The organism is Okeania sp. SIO2C9 (genome assembly GCF_010672455.1).
Lineage (GTDB): Bacteria > Cyanobacteriota > Cyanobacteriia > Cyanobacteriales > Microcoleaceae > Okeania.
This window is the reverse complement of record NZ_JAAHGO010000027.1, coordinates 68,682-87,186: the sequence shown is the minus strand read 5'-3', so window position 1 is coordinate 87,186 and position 18,505 is coordinate 68,682. Positions and strand designations below refer to the sequence as shown.

At 35.3% G+C, this 18,505-nt stretch carries 17 protein-coding genes and 1 pseudogene; 2 read left to right on the top strand and 16 right to left on the bottom strand.

Annotation, left to right across the window (positions count from 1 at the left end; all coding sequences use genetic code 11):
- The 9 genes and pseudogenes from F6K23_RS21065 to F6K23_RS21035 all read right to left on the bottom strand — a co-directional run.
- Positions 1–203 (bottom strand): annotated as a pseudogene (locus F6K23_RS21065) (ribonuclease III); the annotation flags it as partial.
- 29 nt (positions 204–232) lie between these two features.
- Entirely contained in the window at positions 233–919 is a 687-nt protein-coding gene (gene rnc, locus F6K23_RS21060; RefSeq protein ID WP_293159444.1) for a ribonuclease III, read from the bottom strand.
- Between the two features lie 677 nt (positions 920–1,596).
- Positions 1,597–1,758: a putative dsRNA-binding protein gene (locus F6K23_RS41965; RefSeq protein WP_367267767.1), complete on the bottom strand. Its 162-nt coding sequence runs from the start codon at positions 1,756–1,758 to the stop codon at positions 1,597–1,599.
- Positions 1,759–1,806: 48 nt separating this feature from the next.
- The gene (locus F6K23_RS21055; RefSeq protein WP_293159468.1) at positions 1,807–2,211 is read right to left on the bottom strand and encodes a ribonuclease III family protein; all 405 of its coding nucleotides are present in this window, start codon (positions 2,209–2,211) and stop codon (positions 1,807–1,809) included.
- Between the two features lie 75 nt (positions 2,212–2,286).
- Complete coding sequence (locus tag F6K23_RS41960) at positions 2,287–2,580, bottom strand: Swt1 family HEPN domain-containing protein (RefSeq protein ID WP_367267766.1); 294 nt, start codon at positions 2,578–2,580, stop codon at positions 2,287–2,289.
- A gap of 27 nt (positions 2,581–2,607) precedes the next feature.
- Positions 2,608–2,751 carry a hypothetical protein gene (locus tag F6K23_RS21050; protein WP_293159443.1) on the bottom strand — a complete coding sequence of 48 codons (144 nt, stop codon included), beginning with the start codon at positions 2,749–2,751 and terminating at the stop codon, positions 2,608–2,610.
- A gap of 346 nt (positions 2,752–3,097) precedes the next feature.
- Positions 3,098–3,592, bottom strand: coding sequence for an NYN domain-containing protein (locus F6K23_RS21045; RefSeq protein ID WP_293159441.1), 495 nt, complete (start codon positions 3,590–3,592; stop codon positions 3,098–3,100).
- 994 nt (positions 3,593–4,586) lie between these two features.
- Positions 4,587–4,997: a thiol-disulfide oxidoreductase DCC family protein gene (locus F6K23_RS21040; RefSeq protein WP_293159439.1), complete on the bottom strand. Its 411-nt coding sequence runs from the start codon at positions 4,995–4,997 to the stop codon at positions 4,587–4,589.
- A 46-nt stretch (positions 4,998–5,043) separates the two neighbouring features.
- Entirely contained in the window at positions 5,044–5,946 is a 903-nt protein-coding gene (locus F6K23_RS21035; RefSeq protein ID WP_293159437.1) for a DALR anticodon-binding domain-containing protein, read from the bottom strand.
- A gap of 218 nt (positions 5,947–6,164) precedes the next feature.
- Between F6K23_RS21035 and F6K23_RS21030 the strand changes: the two genes are divergently transcribed.
- Positions 6,165–6,881 (top strand): Crp/Fnr family transcriptional regulator, encoded by a 717-nt coding sequence (locus F6K23_RS21030; protein ID WP_293159466.1) that lies wholly within the window; start codon positions 6,165–6,167, stop codon positions 6,879–6,881.
- Between the two features lie 1,683 nt (positions 6,882–8,564).
- A complete protein-coding gene (locus F6K23_RS21025; protein ID WP_293159435.1) occupies positions 8,565–10,448 on the top strand; it encodes a diguanylate cyclase in 1,884 nt (627 codons plus the stop codon).
- Between the two features lie 256 nt (positions 10,449–10,704).
- On the opposite strand, the gene F6K23_RS21020 is transcribed toward F6K23_RS21025, so the two are convergent.
- The 7 genes from F6K23_RS21020 to F6K23_RS20990 form a co-directional block, all read right to left on the bottom strand.
- A complete protein-coding gene (locus F6K23_RS21020; protein ID WP_293159434.1) occupies positions 10,705–10,890 on the bottom strand; it encodes a hypothetical protein in 186 nt (61 codons plus the stop codon).
- Positions 10,891–11,256: 366 nt separating this feature from the next.
- Positions 11,257–13,938 carry an ABC transporter substrate-binding protein gene (locus tag F6K23_RS21015; RefSeq protein ID WP_293159432.1) on the bottom strand — a complete coding sequence of 894 codons (2,682 nt, stop codon included), beginning with the start codon at positions 13,936–13,938 and terminating at the stop codon, positions 11,257–11,259.
- Between the two features lie 173 nt (positions 13,939–14,111).
- Positions 14,112–14,327, bottom strand: coding sequence for a hypothetical protein (locus tag F6K23_RS21010; protein ID WP_293159430.1), 216 nt, complete (start codon positions 14,325–14,327; stop codon positions 14,112–14,114).
- Between the two features lie 189 nt (positions 14,328–14,516).
- Positions 14,517–14,783 (bottom strand): hypothetical protein, encoded by a 267-nt coding sequence (locus tag F6K23_RS21005; RefSeq protein WP_293159428.1) that lies wholly within the window; start codon positions 14,781–14,783, stop codon positions 14,517–14,519.
- A gap of 81 nt (positions 14,784–14,864) precedes the next feature.
- Entirely contained in the window at positions 14,865–16,103 is a 1,239-nt protein-coding gene (locus F6K23_RS21000; protein WP_293159426.1) for a DUF1822 family protein, read from the bottom strand.
- A 443-nt stretch (positions 16,104–16,546) separates the two neighbouring features.
- Positions 16,547–17,923, bottom strand: coding sequence for a hypothetical protein (locus tag F6K23_RS20995; protein WP_293159424.1), 1,377 nt, complete (start codon positions 17,921–17,923; stop codon positions 16,547–16,549).
- The gene (locus F6K23_RS20990; protein ID WP_293159422.1) at positions 17,883–18,413 is read right to left on the bottom strand and encodes a DUF3592 domain-containing protein; all 531 of its coding nucleotides are present in this window, start codon (positions 18,411–18,413) and stop codon (positions 17,883–17,885) included. Before F6K23_RS20990 ends, F6K23_RS20995 begins: the two co-directional genes overlap by 41 nt.
- Positions 18,414–18,505: the final 92 nt, after the last annotated feature.

Genomic DNA, 18,505 nt, shown 5'->3' with positions numbered 1-18,505 from the left:
GTAAGTTCTTTAGGTTTTAAATCATATTCTTCTTTATAACGTCTATAGAGTAGTTCTCCTACTAGAAAACCTAACACAGCATCCCCCAGAAATTCGAGACTTTCGTTATCTTCTTCTCCAGAATTTTCGTTTAAAAAAGAGCGGTGGGTTAGAGCTTGTTTTAAAAGTTCAGGATTTTTAAATTCAGGTAGTTTCTTTGTCATTTGCCAATCTTACATTTATTGATATTCGTCTATATTAATCCTTCTTGTTTCAATTTAGCTAGGGCATTTTCAGCAGCAAGTTTTTCTGCATCTTTTTTACTATCTCCTTCACCTTGAGCATACTTTATATTATCCACAAGTACTTCAGACAAAAAAATAGGTTTATCGTCTGAACCACCACATTTATTAGATTCATATCTAGGAATTTTTTTAATTTCTCCTAATGCCCGCTGTTGAAATTTAGCTTTAGTATCTACTAAATCATTCTCTGAAAAAATTATTTCATCTGCAACGGGTTGAAAAATGTTGTTTACAAAAGGGCAAACTTTCGTTAAATTTGAGTCTAGAAAAAAGGCTCCAATTATTGCTTCAAAAGTGTCACTAAGTAAAGCCGGGTTTTGACGACCTTCATCTTTTTCTGCTCCCCTACCAAGCCGCATTAATTCACCTATTTCTAGTTGAGCTGCAAATTTTGCCAATTGTTTTTCATCTACTAAAAGTGAACGGAGACGCGTAAGTTCTTTAGGTTTTAAATCATATTCTTCTTTATAACGTCTATAGAGTAGTTCTCCTACTAGAAAACCTAACACAGCATCCCCCAGAAATTCGAGACTTTCGTTATCTTCTTCTCCAGAATTTTCGTTTAAAAAAGAGCGGTGGGTTAGAGCTTGTTTTAAAAGTTCAGGATTTTTAAATTCAGGTAGTTTCTTTGTCATATTACAAATTTTAATTTCTTGATAAGTTAGGTGAGCATAAATAAATGTTGAAACGAAGAATCTGAAAATTAAGCCAGCAAGAAGTTTTCCATAAATTTTCCAAGTTTTAAATTTCCATCACGATTTTATGGATAATTAAACCCACCTACTTATAGCAGTTTACTACTCTCTAGAAGTACTTATGTTGATGATTTTAGGGAGTAGGGAAGAGCAGATAAGGCAAAAAATATTTGCCGTATCAGTTGTACCAGATTAATTGCCGAATATGCTGTATTTACAGCAAGCAAATTTTAGGATAGTTAGCGACAGTTGAAAATTAATCTATAAATTTTATTCCCTATTTCCATATCTGGTGTTCCCTATTCTCTAAAAGCATAAAAATTTGTACCTCCAAGATTCGAAAACTGCTTTATCTATATTAATCTTCTTTGTCTCAACTTAGATAGTGAATTTTCTGCAGCAAGTTTTTCAGCCTCTTTTTTATATCAAGTCTCATTAATTAGACAAGGGTAAAAATGCTTTTTTCAACAGAATTGAGAATCTCCCAAAATTCTTCCTATTCCTTGCTCTGCTATCCCTGCTTTGATCTCCCTAACAACTTTTTTTTATTTGTGGGTATTTAAAGAGACATTATATTGCTTTCTCCTTGACAACTGATAACTGATAACTGATAACTGTTAACTGAAATGACCTTCGCCATACAGTCTATTAGCTACAAATACCCGAGATATAAAACTTGGTTCATGGTCAGAACCGCCACATTTTTCAGTTTTATATCTTGGCACATCTGTACTATTTTTTAGTACCAATTCTTGAAATAAACCTTTAAAATTTTCAATATTAAGAGATTCATTTTCCGGCTCTAAATCAACAGATTTTTCTAGAGCTTAAGCAAAAATTGGTACTAAAAAATTGCGAACTGCCTCAATACCATAATCAATATAATAAGCACCAATAATTGCTTCAAAAGCATCACTTAATAATGAATTATTTTCACGCCCTCCCTGTGATTCTTCCCCCTTACTTAGTAGAATAAATTGTCCGAGGTTTAAATCTATGGTAAATTTTGCTAATTGTTGATTATCCACTAAACTGGAACGTTTTTGAGTCATTTCACCTTCGGTCATTTTTTGGTATTTACGATATAGATACTCGCCACTAAGAAAATTTAGCAAAGCATCACCAAGAAATTCTAAACGATTATTATCTACACTTACTTCTGTAGGGTTTTCATAAAGATAAGTCCGGTGGATTAAAGCAAGTTGTAAAAGAGAAGCATCTTGGAAAGAAATTTTTTCCAGTAATTCGTTTAATTGCTCTCTAATTTGTCTTTCTTCTTCTTCAGAAACAGAATAACTATGAGGAGTTTAACCACGAAATTGTTGTTGAGATAAAAGTCGTAATACTTCTTGCTTTTCTTTCTCTACTTCCTCCACTTCCTCTGCATTGATAATTTTAAGAATCCGAGTAATATTGTCAAGATATCGATAGGTGTCATCTACAGAGAATGGAGAGCCATGTGCCCAGTCATTTCTGACTTCTATGAGTTCTTCTACTATTAATAAAAATGCTTTATCCAGTTTTATTTTAAATACTTTATCCCACTGCTTCTTGATTAATTTAAGTTGTAGAGATACATCTTCAATTAAAGCCTTTTCGATGCTTTTCTTCCTTTTGAGTTGTCTAATTTAACCCTTTAATGTCTCTTGTACTACTTGCAACCAATTTTCTTGATGAAATTCCTTAATTACATCTTCTATATATGGATATAAATTATTACTCAAAATATTCAAAGCTTTACCAATTATCTCGTGCTTATTATGGATAGTCATCTCAAGTCTACTCCTACATTTTTTATCAAATTATATCAACTAATTTTTTTAATTTTCTCGACTAATCTTTGGTTAATAGTACTTAATTAAAGTTGAAGTATAAACATAATAAATAGATAAATTTTATCGAAAACCCAGTTAATTTCCCTTTTTAATATAGAAAAGAAACTGGGTTTTTATATTTAGACTTTACCTAAAAAAATTTTCCACTTTATCAACCGGGGGAGATAAAGATTATTACCAGGACTCTTATTGTACTTCAAACAACTAAATCGTATATTTTCTGGAATCATAACCTCTCTGAAGTTGATTTACAAATTGCGCCAAATCAAATGGAAAATCCTAATTATGCCATTTGTATAAGCCTAGTTTTTACTTCCAATAATTCTGGTAGTTTTTTGTCTACAAAATAATATTCGTCAGCAACACTAAGTAATTTTTGATTGGCTCTCTTTGAGTGGGCAAAAATGATGACTTTTTTACCTTTAGCTTGCCATTGACGAACAAGATTTTTATAGTCTCCATCTCCAGTAATTAAAATTAATATGTCAGTAGATGGAATAGAATAAAGTTCTCTTTCACAGTCAGCTATTAATTTTCGATCAACACTCTGTTTTTCTGTTGTAGGAATGTCAATACAATCAAAACCTAGTTCGTATAAACGTTGTTCATTACTTTGATTTTCCTCTCGCCAATTGCTATATACTCTTTGGCTAGATAAGCTACCATGTAAGTTGGCAAAAGTTTGAACATATCGCGCAAAATAAGGATTGAAACTGTTATTAATACGAACGTTTTGATAATCCCAATATAGTGAGATAGAGAAAACTTTACTTTTCATTTTTTTGTTCCTCAAACTGAGTTTAAACAACAGCATTGGAACATCAGATATCTATCACTAACAGTGAAATAGTGAGTTACTCAAAAAAAAGTCCTTTATCTTGATAGAAACTCCTCAAAAAATAGGAGTTAATAGTGACAACTAATACCACTTTTGACTCACTAATAATATTGGGATACTTTTTTACAGGGAATTTCATAAAATGAGCATTACTTCAACTAAATAAGCACTATATTAAGTGGTACTAGCTTCAGCTAATGTCTCATAAATGGTAGAGTCCATATATTTACTAACTCGTGTATCTGAAGTTTGTAGTGTAGTAATCTGTAGTAAATCTTGATGCTTGTAGATATTTAGTTCTTTGGGGGTTGGTGATTTGAAGTATGAAATCAGTAATTTAGATAAATTAAGAGTAATTCTTTGAGTGGCAAGATTAGATATTGTCTTTACATTAGATTAACCGAAAAGTACTTTTCTTTCTCCTGACTTCTGACTCCTAAGTAATTCAAATTAATGTTATATACGGGTTTCACCAACGCCGTCTTTTGTACTACTAACTTAGCAAACAGCTATTTATACTAAAGATTAATTACAAATCGAGGTATACGAGTGAGTATATATGTCTACCATCGATGAGACAGCAGCCAACAACAGACCATAGATACTAATATTCTATGTTATTTTCCTGAGTATAGCAAAGACATAAAATTATTGTCAATAGTTTTGATATTTATTTTTTGGACGCTACATATAGCAAGGGCATTTTGCTCCGCAACATATAAAGCGGAGCTTGGCGTTAGCCAATGTTATTTGCTTCGCATAACTATCGTTAACGCCCCTACTTTCGTGAAACAGCATCAGAGACTCCGTTTAGCAAATTCACTTCATTTTCTACTCAGATAAAAGACCTCTAGCAAAAGTTTTAATCAAATCAATTCAAGATATGAAATTAATAACTTCATCTCCCTATTCCCTATTCCCTATTCCCTGACTTCTACAAGTCTAAAGAAGCTTTACAACCAAAAGGATAGGGTGAATTATAAGTAGTAGAACGTTTACCAAATATTGTATAACGATTATCTCGAATCTGCTCATAAAAGCGATCGCCCATCCATTTTGCCCCTGGTAAACCCCGATATGCGGCCACAAACACATCCCCCACAGGCAAAAGTCGCCCTATTTCTTCCGCTGCATCACTACCTTGCCATCGACATTCTGGTGCATTACCATCAATCAAAATCATACCCATTTCGCAATCTTGAGCAGTAATACCAAATTGATTGAGTTTTTCTAAATCTTGCATAGGAATATATTCAAATAGCTCACCTTTATCTATACTTTCCAACACCTGCACCAACGTTACACATAAATTGCAGTTGCCGTCATAAATTACAATATAACTCATACGTTTTAGTTTTATTTTAAACACAATCAAAATTGTAACACCAAAATTAAAGCTCTACAGGTGCTTCCCCACCTAACCTTTCTTCTAATAAAAATCTAAGTACAGACTGAGTAAGCAAAACCAAACCTAATCTAGCTTGTGCTAACTTCGGTTTTTTCACCTTCACCTCACCCCAAATACGACAATCACTGTAAAAATTTTGAAAAGCTACACTCATAGCATCAGCTACTTTTTGCCAATTTATAGGTTTCTTGCTGCTAGAAACACAATAGATACTATCCAGAGTAGAAGCAATTTGAGCAATTAATTGATATTCAGAATTATGTGAAAATTGTAATTGTCCGTTCGGTTCTTGCCAGGATATAGGTTGAGAAATTTGAAACAGCAAAAATTGACCGCTAGTATCTGCATCCGTGGGAGTAAGATTAATTAGGCGATCGCGTATACCCATCCGTAATAACGAACAACAACGAGCATGACTATACTGAATTGGAAACAAATTTGTAGTTTCTAAAGATTTATAGCTACCACCAACCCGTAATTTTTGTTGCTCAAAATTCAGGGGAAAAGAAGTTAGATAATGTAACCAATTAGCGATACTCAAATCAGTCAAATAAAAGTAAATTATCCCAGATGAAATTACCTCAAACTCAAAAAAATCTGTATCTTTCTTAATATCAGTATCGACTATTTCCTGACAATATTTAACTAACTCATTAGCAATATATATAGCTGGTTGTTGACAAACCGAAGCTAATTTCAGAGCGATCGCTGACTTATATACAATTGATCTATTATTTATAGTTTGATTCATGGGAATTTCATCCTTCCTTTCCCAAACTTCTAATGTATTTTCATACCCGCAAAATAATTTCAATTGCTCTTGGTATAAATTGATAGCTTTTTGTAAAATTTGTATAAAACTACACTTAAATGATAATTTTGTCAATATTATTACCACCTCAAATAAATTTTATCTGGAATATTCCGAATTATATGTGTTTTTTGCTACACTGAAACTAAGGATCAAACTGGTATAAGTAGACAGATAAAAATCTGCTTCTATTCCTTTTACCAAAATGATTTGAACTCAAGGCAAACTATTACTATAAGAGAGTACCAATGCAACTATCATCACATCCAGAACTACCAGAAATGTCACTGAATATGCAACCTACCAGCACTTCTACACCTACCAGCAGGCCATTTCTGACTTGGCAACTAATCATAGATTGGGCAGAAGAACACTACCGTAGCAGAGCTTTTAGCAAAGATGAACGTATTCCTGCCCGTCCAGGTTTGCTGTATCTAGTACAAAAAGGGTCAATTCGTTTAGTAGGTAATGCCCACATTAGTGCCAGTCGCAATAAGTCTAGCAAGTCAAAAACGAGTGATATTTCAGATGAAGCTTTCCTCGGATTTGTCGGTGCTGGTCAACCATTTGAACTAATAGCTCAGTCACCATTTACACTTCAAGCTTATGCTCATGCAGATCAAACAACTGTGCTTTGGATGTATTGGCATGACCTAGATAATTGGCCTCACTTTCGCAGAGAAGTCCTAGATGCCTTTAGATACCAACATCAACGGAAGCTTCTGTGGCTAAGTACCCTAGGCCAACGTCGCACTATTGACAGATTATTCGGATTTCTGACGCTATTAATTGAAGAATATGGGGAACCATGGATCGCCCAAGACAAACCAGAAGTAACAAGTGGTTATTATTTGCCTTGGCCTTTGACCCATGCTCAAATTGGCAGTGCTATTGGTTCAACCCGCGTAACTGTGACTCGTCTAATGGGTAAATTACGTCAGCAAGGCTTAATATTTATCCAGAATGATAATCTGATTTGCTTACCAACACAGTCTGAACAGTCACAATAGTTAAATAATTTTTGGGTAGTTAGTTTTGGGCGATTATCAAACTTGGATATTAATACATATCCAACCATAAATTGCTATTTTGCATATTATAATATTATGCATTAAATAGATGATTTTATCTATATAATAATCCTAATTTAGTTAGCCTTTATTATCAGATCAAATGATTTGATTGTCATTGCTTACTACTCTATCCTTCTGATGCTAATTTATGTTAAAGAAGGAATTTTTCTTTTCTTTATTATCTTCCCTTATCTTCCGGCAATTAAGTATTTTGATGCTCGCCTGTAGCCAAATTTATGTATTCACAATGTGGATATAGAGAACGCAAATATTAAGAACTGCAAAAGTAAAGTAAAGAGTTGAAAATTATGGGTAAAGACTTTACTACACCAAAGTTAAGCACATTATCCTAGTATAATTATTAGCTCCAATCAATATATCGATCGCGTTCAAGCAGATGGAATTTTACTTTAAAACGTACTGCTATACATATAGCAGTCGTCATTACTGTATTTGATATATCAAAAGCTTAAAACTAAGACAAAGAAAGATTTTTCCAACTTCGGTTCTTCCTTCTTCCTTCTGCTATATAAAACTCAAAAGCAACAATTTATTGCTAAATAATCACATAAAACTTTACGAACAAAAGGTTGTCATATAGAACCCCTAAGCGTATCTTCATAAATATTAAATTTTTCTAGCTAGGAGACAGGAGACAGGAGACAGGAGACAGGAGACAGGAGACAGGAGACAGGAGACAGGAGACAGGAGACAGGAGACAGGAGGGAAGATGTGGGGAGAAATAATACAAAAAATTCAACACTCCTTTTCAGATTTTTCCTCACTCATTGATGCGCGAAAAGACTTGGCTACCATAATTATATAGATCTCAAATGGGTTCTATAAAATCCGGTTATACAGTTATCGTACTCTCTACTTCCATTCAATGCACACATAAAATGCCGGAATATCCCCAGATAATTCCCACTCTCATCCTTCCTTTCTCCTAACTCCTGAGTTATACGATATATTTCATATCAAAGATAACCGAATATTTTACTTGACACAGAGAAAGTCCCCATAATTTAATATCAAGAATCAAAAAATAAAAAACTAAAAGTCTAGTGCCGCTACGCGGAAGTCAAAAGTCAAAAGTCATGCATCGAGTGTGTAATTCTGAGGTCCCCTCAGAATGTAAGACACACTCAATACAGTCAAAAGTATTGATTGGTAAGGCTTTTAGGATTTTTAACTGGTTAGTTATTTCTGCCATCCTGCACTAGTCAAGATATAGAAGAATATGATACTTATCACAAAAGTTTACTCATCTACTTCACTCGATCTTAGTTGACTAACTCACCTGATCGACGTTCAATGACTCACTTTATCAATATCAAAAAATCACCAGTAACTTCATTCATAAATCACCACAATAACTAGAAAAAAAACAGATAATATAAAGTATAAAGTCCGCAGTTAAAAGTAAAACAATGATTATTAAAGCTCTCAAGCAAATCATATTTGCTCCCACAAAAACCTGCTGAATTGGCCTTGATAGTATCACTAAAACTCAAGCTGCGACTTTTTCCAGTACTTTAGGCAAGATAATATATGATTTTTTATTAACTTTTAAATACTCATATTTAAAAAAAACTTTGTTTGTAAAAACTAATTTATGAGATGAAGAAAGATTTAATTAAAGTCCTTTTAATAGAAGACAATACAGACGATTTTATTCTGATCTATGACTTACTGTCACAGGTAGAATCACCAAAAATCTTACTAGACTGGGAAAATACTTACGAAACAGGATTAACAGTAATGAAAAAAAATCAACATGATATTTGTTTGCTTGACTATAACTTCGGAGAAACAAAAGGGTTAGAAATACTTCAAACAGCAATTAATCTAGGTTGCCAAACGCCAATAGTATTACTCACAGATACAGAAAATCAAGAATTAGAGATGGATTTAATGAATAAAAGAGTAGCAGATTACTTGAATAAATCAGAAATTAACGAATATACATTAAATCGAATAATTCGCTATACACATGAGAAGAATCAAAGTTTAAACGCTTTAAAAGAAAGCAAAGCAAAACTACAAGAAGCACAAAAAATTGCTCATTTAGGGAACTGGGAATATGACTTAAAGACGCAAAAAATAACTTGGTCAGATGAAGTATTTCGCATTTTTGGTCTCAACCCTAGCAGAGGAGAACCAACTTATCTAGAATGGGTTGAAATGTTTACTCTCGAAAGCCAAAAAATATGGGATAAAAATGTAATTTTGATCTTAGAAAAGGCAGAAAGTTGTGAATGTGAATATCAAATCATTCGACCAGATGGTACATTAAGGTATATTTATACTCAGGCTACTTTAATTGTTGATAGTAACTCAGAACCTATAGGCATATTCGGCACAGTTCTGGATATTACAGAGCGTAAAAAAGCAGAATTAGCTGTGGAAGAACTTAGAGAAAAAGAGCGTTTATTAGGACTAACTCTAGACCGGATTCATCGAACTTTAAATTTGGATGAAATATTAGAGACTACAGTAGAGTCAGTACGGTTTTTTTTGGAGTGCGACCGCGTCTTAATTTATCGTTTTTTGGAAGATGGAAAAGGTATCGTAGAAAAAGAATCTGTAGCAGCAGGTAGCAATCCAATTTTAGGTAAAATTATTGACGATCCATGTTTCCCAAATACAGATATTATAGAGCGCTATAAGGAAGGTTATATTAGTATAATAGAAGACGTTGAAAACCCAGATATAAACAAATGCCATGTCGATCTACTCAAACAGTTTCAAGTCAAAGCAAGTATGGTATTGCCAATTTTAATTAATCAAGAAGGGGAAAAACAAGGTTCAGAAACTACTGCATGGGGATTAATAGTAGCTCATCAATGTACTCACAACCGACAATGGCGAATCTCAGACACCGATCTATTGAGACGCTTGGCAACTCAGATAGCGATCGCTATTCAACAAGCTCAACTTTATCATCGTTTAGAAAAACTAAATCAAGAATTAAAGGAAATAGCTTATATTGATGGTTTGACAGGAATTTGTAACCGTCGCCACTTTGAAGAAAAACTAGACCAAGAGTGGAAAAGACTAACACGGGATAATGCTTCTATGTCGATAATTATGGTGGATATAGATTATTTTAAACCCTACAACGATACTTACGGCCATCAACAGGGAGACAAATGTTTGCAACAGGTAGCTCAAACTATTAGTGCTGCAGTGAAACGACCAGGAGATTTTGTTGCTCGATATGGGGGAGAAGAGTTTGTGGTTGTACTGCCAAATACTCCCATAGAAGGAGCACTGAAGGTTGCAGAAAATATTAGAACACAAATTGAAGCTTTAAGAATTCCCCACAGCGCTTCGGCAGTCAGTCAGTTTGTAACAAGTAGTTTAGGAGTAGCAAATAGCAGCTGCCTTACTGACTCTAATCCTAAAATATTGCTAGAAGCAGCAGATATAGCTCTATACAATGCTAAAAACGCTGGTAGAAATCAAGTTTATATTGATGATTCATGTATAAAAAATTTGTAGTAGCAAAAGCAAGAAATTCATTTAGTCATACAACTATATAAATCTGGTTTCTCGGTAACCTTGATCGAGTGCTGATTAAATCTAAAAGTATTTACAGATAAAGGTATTGGCCTTTTTGGGGTCGAATTGCAGTGCCTGGTATCACGTCTAAAACCCTCAAAAAGTGAGTATTTTAGGCGCATAGTTGGGCAGAAAAATCATTCTTACAATTGTTATATCAAATCCGTTTAATTCGGTATACAAAAATGTTCCATCTTCAACCATTACCAAATATTTCTCTCACTCCCAATCTCCCAATCTCCCCATCTCCCCATCTCCCCATCTCCCAATCTCCCAATCTCCCAATCTCCCAATCTCCCAATCTCCCAATCTCCCAATCTCCCAATCTCCCCATCTCCCCATCTCCCCATCTCCCCATCTCCCCATCTCCCCATCTCCCCATCTAATTACACCGATGCTACCGGATTTGATATTACTCCTACCTCCTCGCTCGTTCCCATTTCTCCTGTCTCCTGTCTCCTACCCTCACCCATAAGACTAGTGAAGCGCAAACCCTAATTATTCCTTCTACTATACAAATTGTCTGAATAACTCATTGTTGATCGTCTTTTTGATCTAGTAAGCTTTTTTCCCACCATACGTCGCTCTATTCTCGATTCCCGACTCCCCACATTTAGCACTATAGCGCTACGCGCAAGTCAAACGCAAGACTTTTCCTTCTCTCCTAAAAAACTAAACGTCTTCTTCCTTCTTCCTTCTTCCTTCTTCCTTCTTCCTTCTTCCTTCTTCCTTCTTCCTTCTGCGATACTTATTTAAACGAACATTTCAAACCTGCCGCTTCAGGAGTTGAATATTTCATAGGGAGAAATGTGAGACCGAACACCTCATTTTCACAAGGAACAACCCTAACCAAATCAATGTATTCTTCTTGGCGATCGCCAGTCTCAGGTATAAACTCAATTCTTCCTGTCACCCCGTCAATGCTAAAATTTTTATCTGCCAGAGTCTTCTGAATTCCCCTCCGAGTAGGTTGTTGGCGAATCCCTTGGAATAGTACCTGAGTGGCATCATAGGTCGAAACTGTGCGACTACTGACCGCTCCTCCCCAAAGCTGCTTAGTGGTCTGAGAAAAATAAGATTTTGGATTGCTTAGAGGATGCCAAGGAACAGTCAAAATTAGTTTTTCCAAAAGTTCTGGTTGAGCAATATTCAGAGTTTTAGGACTATAAACCGACCAATTACCAACTATCCAGTTTTGACCACCATTTTCTTTAATGATTTTCAGAGCATTAACTAAAGCATTACTCACTTGACCATCTGGAATTAAAACAATTGCGAATTCCCCAGAGTTTCTAATTTGTTGCATGGTACTTTTAGCATTAAAATTAGAGTCAGAAATATCAAATGAATCAATGATATATCCTCCTTTTGCTAAGAATTTTTCTTTAAATCGTTTTTTGTAATCACTGGAATACGCACTGCCAGGGTTATCAAAAATCGCAACTCTGTTTTGATTAACTTGATTCAAAGCATCAACCACTGCACCCGTCCGCACATAATTACTTGTGGTAGTTCGGAAGAAAAATGATCGAGGTTCTCGAGTGAGTTCAGTCGTGGTTGTACCTGGAGAAACTAATACTAATTTTTCTCGGTTATAGATATCTACAGTTTCCATAGTCATCTCACTTGCCCAATGACCAATAATTCCTAAAATATCTGACCGTTTGACCAGGGTTTCAGCAACCTTCTTTGCCTGACTCTTTGAGTTGGCATCATTAGCAACGATCACTTTCAAGCCTTTTCCATTCAGGTTCTTATGGTCTAGAAAATCTGAACCCGGTAAAGTAACATTGGGGAATTTATCATCATTGAATACACTCAAATTAACTTCTGTTTGAGCTTGAGCAACTCCCCGCAAAATTTCTTGGGCGAGTTCTGCATCTTTTTCTAAAATGGGTACTATGACTGCAATAGTATAATAATCTACTCCTGTCGCTGCCAAAAGTGCATTATTGAGATAAATTAAAGTTTCTGGGTCTCTTCGTTCTTCCTGCCAGCTTTTCTGAAGATTTTCAACGGCCAGTTGATAACTTTTCTTGGTGACAAAACAATCAACCCACTGTTGTCGAATATGACCATTCCAAATAGCGAGAAAATAATTCAAAGGTTTCTGGCATTCGGTAACTGACCTCACACCGTTTTGTTTGTCTCGTGGTGAAGACTGTGTTACCAAAATCTCTTCACCTGCACTAATATTATCTTCAAGTGCTTCAGGTTGAGGATAAAACCAACGGCAAATTCCGGAAACACCAATTATCATCAACAAAAACGAAATTATGTGCCAGGGTTTTATTGGAGGTATAGATTTACGATCTGGTTCGGGTAGAGGTGGGGGTGAAGGCCAATAAAGTTCAGGTGTAGCTGGGTTTTGGATTAGTACAGGCAGTCTAGATGCTCTTGGATAAAACAATTCATTGGGAATCGGAATTTCCAGTTGTTGCAAATGTTTGCGTGCTTCTCTAACAGCAGTGTGGAGAGGTTTTCCTTGGGTAAATTCTTCGAGGAAAAAATGCAAAAAACGCCGTGCTACTAAATCGGGAACTCGTTCTCGCATCACAATCAAATGTGGAATATCAAAATCAGCTAAATATTCTGCAATACCAAGTCCATCACAGGAATTAAAGATTGCCAGCTTTATTCTTGGGGCAGCTCTGTTTAGAGCTTCTTTTAAAACACTAATTGATAAATTTAAGGCATTATTAACATGAATAGTTTTATCGGAACTGTGTCCAGCATAAAAAAGAATATCCCACTTTTTGATCCAGAGAGTATCAAATAGTTCTTGAGGAGTCAGAAAATCTCCTTTCTTGGGAATAGAAGTAATTTTTGCTCCATGTTTTTTTAAATTTTCAATCAGTTCCCGATCCTCTTGCAGTTGTAATCCCCCTTTATCGCTCCCAAAGATTGCCAAAATATTAATTGGTTTCTTTAGCTCTTCTGTGGGTTTAGCGTATTGAGACAAAAGAGCAAATTCAGCTTGGGGTAAAAAAAATGATTTCTCAAATAAATCCCAACAATCCCAGGATAACTTACGCAGATAATCATTTGATGTGTCAATGATAACTCGTACTGATTCATTTGGATTTCCATCTCTGAGTGGTCCTATAATTTGCCCGATAATTGCTCCAAAGGCAAGTTGTCCCAACCAATTTCTTACATTAGATTCCAGAGTTTGAGTGACATTTTGACAGTCTTCCAAAATCGAGGAATTAGTAATTTGTGCTTCTGGGAAATCGAACCCTCGTCCTCCTAATTTGATATAAATCTCTTTCCATTCGTCATAAATTCTAGGAAAATTTGGGTTAGCTGGCAGTTGAGGACAATTCTGCTCAATTGCAATAATTCTACCGTCTTGCCAAAATTCTAGGGAAACAGCAAAACCAAATTCAAAACTTCCTTCTTCTATTTTGATAACAACTTGTTTTGTCATTTTAACGTATAATTTTTTTATTGTAATATCATATCAAATCCGGTTAAACAGCCATAGAATGGTTAAGTTAAGAGGAGTCAGGAGTCAGGAGTCAGGAGGAGAAAGAATTACAAAGATGAGCGTAGTTATGACGATTGAAGAATTTTTTTATGTCCAATTAAACGGATTTGATATCATACTATTTTGTTAAATTTATTCAAAAATGAAGCTTTGTAGTGGACTGACACAGCTAAAACTGTGCAATAGATTTTTGTATTATAGATATCTTTTTCTCCCCACCCTCCCCACACTTCCCACCCTCCCCACACTCCCGATCTAATGCACCATTTAAGGTGTGTCAGTCCAGTAGGTTGGGTTGAGGAACCAAAACCCAACAGCAGTTTTTTCAATCTATGGTTGTTGGGTTGCGCAGTTAGCTTAACCCAACCTAATAGACATCTCCAGAAAAGAGGCAACAGGGGGAAATAATTGATAATTTATGGATAATAATTGATTCTATTTTTGATTTTTGGAGATGTCTAATAGACTGATATCAAATCCGGTAGCATCGGTGTTATTCAGTCTTTAAAGATAAGAGTCTATACTGTAGGGGCGAATGGCCATTTGCGTTCCGCAAAGCTGCCGAATCGCGCCCTTACCGATTGTATGACTATCAACAGAATTATATTACTCCGAAGCCAACGGATTTGATATGACACATCTAAAACTATGCAATAGATTTTTGTTTCTAGGTGTCTTGATCTCCCCATCCCCCCATCCCCCAATCTCCCAATCTCCCCATCCCCCCATCTCCCCATCCCCCAATCTCCCAATCTCCCCATCCCCCCATCCCCCCATCCCCCCATCTCCTATCTAATGCACCATTTAAGCTGTGTCAGTCCACTACAGTATTATAACTGCCATCTAAAACCTACAATATTCTTCAATCAAATAATGAAGTGCTTTGTCACCATAGCAGAATTGAGACCAACTTGAAGACTAAAGCGATCGCCTGAATCTGCGGTAAATTTGAACTGAATATAATCATCTCTTTCTCTAGCACGAATTTCGAATAAAGATTGCCCCATTTCATCTAAACCAATTAGTTTTAAATTAGCTGGTAAAAAACATTGGTCTTGTAGAGGATAAACTCTGGAAAGAATGGCAAATCTCTGATTTGGTTTCGGTAAAATTGCTACTATTAATGCCACAGAAACTCCTGCTAATTGCATTCCTAAATCAATGCCTCGTCGCACACCTGTAGCTGGATGATTAGGGTCAATTTCCCACAACAATTCTGCAGCTTGCCAGCGTGTTTCTTCATCTTCTGTTGTTTGTAAAATTTTCACCAGAGCGTTATTTATTTCTGTTTGTGAGAGTTCAGGTTGAGATAAATCTATCTGTATTTTATCTCTTGCTTTTTGAGTCATTTGGAATTGTCTAAGAAATGTCTGAGCTACTTTGAGAGATAATGTTTCTGTTGTTTCATTCACATTAGCCATTTGCACAATAGGTCTGCGATTTCTCAAAAGTTCTTCAACAGGTTGCCAACTTTCTGTAAAAATACACTCTAACCAGCTTGTTAATTTTTCTGTTAAGGTATTTTCTGGCAGTTTAATAGCTGCTGGGCTCAAATATTTTAGATTCAAAATTAAGTGACTGGGGTCAGATTTAAATTCTGCAAAAGAAAGTTTGTATTTTTCTTTTTTTATCTGTTTCAAAGACTTATTTATTAATTGATCGTAACGTAAAAATCCAATCAAAATAGCCTCTTTTTCTTCTTCTAATACTTGTATTAATGTATAGAAATGGGCTGCTAATTCTGGGGAATAAATTATTTCTTCGGGAATTTCAATCCCTTGTTCTACTATACTTTCATTGGTTAGCAAACAGAGTTTAAAACCACCGACTTGGAGAGGGCTTATTGCTCCGGAATTTATCATTTGAGTAGGTAGCAGAGAATCAATTTTATCCTTTAATATTAAATGGCGATCGCCCAACCATTTTTTTAGGGCAAATAGAGCCAATATATTTAAATAAGCTTGCCATTGTTGGGCTTCATTACTAAAGTGATTACTCAAGAGAGTTGCTTGTTCAAAAAAACTAGGTTCTAAATCAATTGTTTCTAACTGTAATTGTCGATAGTCTTGCCTATTTTTTTGTTCGCGGTCGGAATTAATATTCATATCAATTTTTCTGGTTAATATTATGGATTTAATTTTTTTTTGTTAGATTCAGACTAATTAGTTATAGTCAAAAATGTTATTTTTTCTATTAATATTTCAATTTACAGGAAATTTCAATAAGCGTGAGGTACAGTTTAAGACTAATCTATAATTTTTATTCATTCCCTGTTCCCTAAAAGCATAAAACTTTGTACCTTATCAACTATAAAACTGCTGTATATCCCACATTCCGCACCACAAAATGTAGCAACCGAAGAAGGAGTTAGGAGACAGCTATACTGGAGACAGAATTGTAGAAGAAAATTATAGCTGCCGTGATTGAGTCATCATCAGAGCAAGTATTTATGCGTAAATTATTTACTAGGAATTTGATGAACGAAAAAAGTATTGAGATGATTTGCATAGTATAAATACCTGCCAAGCTACAGATTCATATACTACTTTTAATGATACAAATTGAAGTGCAAAATGTGGGGTATATGACTAGAATTAAGATAATTACACATTTTTTTTGCAAACAAACTTGTCATATTTCGGTGTATTTTTGCTGTGGAAATTTCCCGAGCTGCTTCTATAAAAACAGTTTCATCTAAATACTGACTCAATAGTTGAATTAGAGAATCAAAAACATTCGTATCTACAACTCCTTGAGTTGAATTTAATTCCATTTTCTCCAATAAAATCTGAAGCAATTGCTCCATTACTTGTTCTCTAATTTGGTTGAGCATTTGCTTGAGTTTTAACACTCGACTAACTTGAGATTGATTACTCATATTCAATCGTCGAGCTACTTCAGTTTGAGATTTATTTTCACAATAAATTAGTCGTAAACTCGGTAAAAAATGAGCAGCAAATTCAGCATACCAAGCACTGTTTTTTAGTTTCTCCAGACGTTGAGAAAGCACCCGCTCAATTGCATCCATAATAGCTCGATCGCGATGTCGGTCTAGAAAATCTAGTTCCATTTTTGAAGGAGTAGAGGAAGGTGAAACTGGAGTAGAAGTCAATACTTGTTCCTGTAGAAACTGAGCAATAGTTTTTAATCTCTCAAGTAGTTCCACCGAAGAATAATATACATTTCCTTTTTGACGAAGGCGATCGCCCATTTCCTGAAGTTGAGACTTAGACGGTTCTGGACATTTGCCCCTTGCCCCTTGTTTTCGCCGATCGCGCCGATATACCCCATGAAAGACTTCGACCACATCGCGTTCGTGGGGTGAAAGAGTTTCCCATTGGTAAGCTTTAATATCATTTAGTTTTGCCCAGGGGGTAGCAAGTGACAAACCAAATTCTACCCATAATGTTCGAGTCAACTCTGGGTGGCGACGGGTGAGTAAAACAGTCCAATTCCAGAGTCCTGCTTTCTCAGGATTAAACTTTCTGAGAATCTTCATCCAGAAATAGGGATAAGAAAGTTGAGATTTTGCCCGAACATCTTGAATACTCTGAGTTTTACCATCATCAGTAAGTACCAGGTGCAACAAATCTAAGTGAGAAAAACCATAGCGATCGCCAAATTGTTGAGCCAGTTTTTGACAAGCAGAAACAATGGCATGGGAAATATAGCAACGCAAAGAAAGTCCTGCCGTTATTCCCTGAGCGGAATGTTGTTCTAGAAACTGAGATAGCAAGGTTTCTTGAATTCTTCGCTCATCTTCGGAGGATAATGTCTGAGTTTCAGCAAGAGAAGGGAAACAGACTTGAAACTGTTTTTGAACAGATGATAGTTCTATTTCTCGATATCCCTTCTGAGAACTAGACACATCATAACTGGTTAAATCAATTCTGCGTAGTGTCCAGTAGTTCCTGCTGAGAATCATTTTTTACCTCCCTTGAAAACCTCATTAAAACATAACTGACACTAACTGCGATCAACACAATAACTACAAACGGTAATGTAAAAATTCCCAACATAATTACACCAAAATAAAGGTCATTAACCGAATCAATACGAACCTTGTCAGAATTTTCTCGGTCAATTAGGATAGTAACTGTATCCCCCTCATTGTAAGGTTTAGGGTAACTAGAAACGTTTGAAGTATATGTTTTAATCTCTCCTTTATACTTATATTGTACTACAGGTGTATACATAATACCATTCGTTTCATTTTCGACTTCTAATAATTCTTTAACTTTCCCGTCTACTCTTTTTGCCGAGTCTACCCATGATTTAGTTTTATAGTACCAATAACCTCCGCCAACTGAACAGGATGCTGGAAATATTGAGATTATAAGTGATATCAGAAATATTAGTTTAAAAGTATGTTTCATGCTTAAACCTCTAAAAATATATTTTTGGGTAAAAATCATACTCTGTCTTCACCTTATATAGAATCCGGTTATATAGTATATGTTCATTATTCAATCTCCCCATCTCCCCATCTCCCCCAACAATACAATTA

What these genes read in the sequence shown, in the direction of transcription:
- rnc (WP_293159444.1), bottom strand. Translation starts at nt 919, where the DNA reads ATGACAAAGAAACTACCTGAATTTAAAAATCCTGAACTTTTAAAACAA.
- F6K23_RS21050 (WP_293159443.1), bottom strand. Translation starts at nt 2,751, where the DNA reads ATGACTATCCATAATAAGCACGAGATAATTGGTAAAGCTTTGAATATT.
- F6K23_RS21045 (WP_293159441.1), bottom strand. Translation starts at nt 3,592, where the DNA reads ATGAAAAGTAAAGTTTTCTCTATCTCACTATATTGGGATTATCAAAAC.
- F6K23_RS21040 (WP_293159439.1), bottom strand. Translation starts at nt 4,997, where the DNA reads ATGAGTTATATTGTAATTTATGACGGCAACTGCAATTTATGTGTAACG.
- F6K23_RS21030 (WP_293159466.1), top strand. Translation starts at nt 6,165, where the DNA reads ATGCAACCTACCAGCACTTCTACACCTACCAGCAGGCCATTTCTGACT.
- F6K23_RS21025 (WP_293159435.1), top strand. Translation starts at nt 8,565, where the DNA reads ATGAAGAAAGATTTAATTAAAGTCCTTTTAATAGAAGACAATACAGAC.
- F6K23_RS21020 (WP_293159434.1), bottom strand. Translation starts at nt 10,890, where the DNA reads ATGGGGAGATGGGGAGATGGGGAGATGGGGAGATGGGGAGATGGGGAG.
- F6K23_RS21015 (WP_293159432.1), bottom strand. Translation starts at nt 13,938, where the DNA reads ATGACAAAACAAGTTGTTATCAAAATAGAAGAAGGAAGTTTTGAATTT.
- F6K23_RS21005 (WP_293159428.1), bottom strand. Translation starts at nt 14,783, where the DNA reads ATGGGGGGATGGGGGGATGGGGGGATGGGGAGATTGGGAGATTGGGGG.
- F6K23_RS21000 (WP_293159426.1), bottom strand. Translation starts at nt 16,103, where the DNA reads ATGAATATTAATTCCGACCGCGAACAAAAAAATAGGCAAGACTATCGA.
- F6K23_RS20995 (WP_293159424.1), bottom strand. Translation starts at nt 17,923, where the DNA reads ATGATTCTCAGCAGGAACTACTGGACACTACGCAGAATTGATTTAACC.
- F6K23_RS20990 (WP_293159422.1), bottom strand. Translation starts at nt 18,413, where the DNA reads ATGATTTTTACCCAAAAATATATTTTTAGAGGTTTAAGCATGAAACAT.